The 1,579-nt window shown below is 37.5% G+C and carries 2 protein-coding genes; both read left to right on the forward strand.

What is annotated here, in order from left to right:
- Positions 1-235: 235 nt before the first annotated feature.
- Positions 236-793, forward strand: coding sequence for a hypothetical protein (locus tag H5157_RS20505; RefSeq protein WP_039036690.1), 558 nt, complete (start codon positions 236-238; stop codon positions 791-793).
- A gap of 342 nt (positions 794-1,135) precedes the next feature.
- Positions 1,136-1,543, forward strand: coding sequence for an energy transducer TonB (locus H5157_RS20510; RefSeq protein WP_024598543.1), 408 nt, complete (start codon positions 1,136-1,138; stop codon positions 1,541-1,543).
- Positions 1,544-1,579 lie beyond the last annotated feature (36 nt).

Genomic DNA, 1,579 nt, shown 5'->3' on the forward strand with positions numbered 1-1,579 from the left:
GAGCGATAAGCGGTCAGTCAGGTGAGTCGTCATTAACTTAGTCAGAATAAGAGGAAACGTTCCTCTTTTTTACATGTTTATATATGCCACAGAAAGAATAATATTTATAGCTACAAATAGTTTTCATTATTTGCTATTAATATAAGTTCATAAAATAAGGACGTTTTCGCGCTAAAATAGGTAAGATGTTCTCTTATAAAGTGTTATATGCCAAGGGAAACTCAGGGAGTGGTTCATGATCAACAGCATTCTTCACAAACTCGATCAATTAAAAGATTATGAAGTGCACTACAAGCAGGTTTCTGGTGTTAAAACTATGGTTCAGGGACTGGAATACCACTTTGATAACTATATGGCGCAGACAAAAGTGAGGGAGCAACCTTTTTGGTTTCATGAGGTAGTTGCGTATCTGAACAGATTAGGTCAAATCTATTACTTTTTTAAATCTGATTTCATAAAAGTGGTTGACTCAGAAATGCCTAATATTCTTAAAATTATTCCTTTGAGAATGAAATACTCTGCTCATAGGAGTGTTGATGCTCCAAGGGGAAACGATCATTTAGTCATGATGGATATATCAATGCCAAATATTCACTATGTTCACTCATACTATGGTAGTGAAGAGAGAGATGTAGTAAACCCTAATGAGTGCTCACGTGGCTTTTGCATACCAAGAGTTGATGCCAATGGTGATCGCGACGATGTGAGAATTTTTCTTGACTACGAGCATGATGGCATTTTAGCTGATATTGGACTGGTTCTAGATAGAAAATTGAGAGAGTTTGGCATATAACAAACGCATCAAGGCGCTCGCAGGCTCCCTAGGACATCAAAACTACGCGGCAGTTACCAATGTCTGCTCTTGGCACTGAGCCGAACTTCGGCAAAGAGCGATAAGCGGTCGTTAGCAGTTACTTTTCAATTTCGTCAAAATATATATTGCCTGCATAGTCAAGAAAACGACCGAATCGCTCGTTTTTGTCCTGAAGTAAAAACCAGAACTACTGTATTTTGGTAGTGCTGGCAAATAGTTAAGAAGTTTGTTACAAGTGGGTAATTAAGATAAACGAGCGACGCTGTGGTAGAAGAACGTGCGATTCGCTCGCTATAAACATCCTATATGCTCTAGGAAATTATGAAATATCTAGTCAAACTTTATCTTGTTTTGCTCATGGTGGGCTGCACTTCAACTATTCAGCATGAATTACCTGGAGAAAAAATTTCAACTAGAAAGGCTGCAGATTTTAATGAAAAATCTGATGTTCCAAAGTGGGTCAGTAAGAATAAGAGCCTAATTGAATCACATTTATTTGTTTGCGAAACTTGTTTCGGTCACAAAGTGCAAGTGCATATAAATATTGATGATAATGGTTATCTAAAGTTTTCTAAAATCGTGCGTTCTACGGGCCAAAAAGAGCTAGAAAAAGAAGCGTTAAAAGCCATTAAATCTTCGGAACCGTTTGATATTTCGTACCTAAGTGAAGCAGACAAGAAAGTAGTACAAAATATAATATTTACCTTCGCCCCAGAAAAGAACACTTAACAAGTGACTAAGGTTATGAGTGTCCGCTTATGGCAC

The sequence above is a fragment of the Pseudoalteromonas sp. SG43-3 genome, assembly GCF_014164385.1.
GTDB lineage: Bacteria > Pseudomonadota > Gammaproteobacteria > Enterobacterales > Alteromonadaceae > Pseudoalteromonas > Pseudoalteromonas distincta.

Coding starts and splice junctions, on each gene's coding strand:
- H5157_RS20510 (WP_024598543.1), top strand. CDS start 1,136: ATGAAATATCTAGTCAAACTTTATCTTGTTTTGCTCATGGTGGGCTGC.
- H5157_RS20505 (WP_039036690.1), top strand. CDS start 236: ATGATCAACAGCATTCTTCACAAACTCGATCAATTAAAAGATTATGAA.